The 510-nt window shown below is 50.0% G+C and carries 1 tRNA gene and 1 rRNA gene; both read left to right on the top strand.

The features are described 5' to 3' along the window. Positions 1-67, top strand: a 16S ribosomal RNA gene (locus F3J37_RS27935); the annotation flags it as partial. 89 nt (positions 68-156) lie between these two features. Further along, a tRNA-Glu gene (locus tag F3J37_RS27930) sits at positions 157-232 on the top strand. The last annotated feature ends 278 nt before the right edge of the window (positions 233-510 follow it).

Raw genomic sequence — 510 nt, 5'->3', positions numbered from 1 at the left:
ATTCATGACTGGGGTGAAGTCGTAACAAGGTAACCGTAGGGGAACCTGCGGTTGGATCACCTCCTTACCTGAAGATACCTTCCTTCGAAGTGCTCACACAGATTGTCTGATAGAAAAGTAACGAGCAAGACGGCTGCGAAGTCGTGACACTATCGTGTCCCCTTCGTCTAGAGGCCTAGGACACCGCCCTTTCACGGCGGTAACAGGGGTTCGAATCCCCTAGGGGACGCCACTTGCTGGTAATGAGTGAAAGGCGTTACCCATAGTACTTCAGAGTATGCTGATTCAGCATGCTGCGAAGTGTTTGCTCTTTAACAATCCGGAACAAGCTGAAAATTGAAACGACACGTCGTATTCATTCTCCGTAATAAGAATGAAGCTGTCGATGTGTTCGAGTCTCTCAAATGCTTGCAGTCTGCATGCGTTGTAAAACGCCTGTGGGTTGTGAGGTTAAGCGACTAAGCGTACACGGTGGATGCCCTGGCAGTCAGAGGCGATGAAGGACGTGCT

Source organism: Candidatus Pantoea communis (assembly GCF_011752685.1).
Taxonomy (GTDB): Bacteria; Pseudomonadota; Gammaproteobacteria; order Enterobacterales; family Enterobacteriaceae; genus Pantoea; species Pantoea communis.
This window is presented reverse-complemented; position numbering and strand designations above follow the sequence as displayed.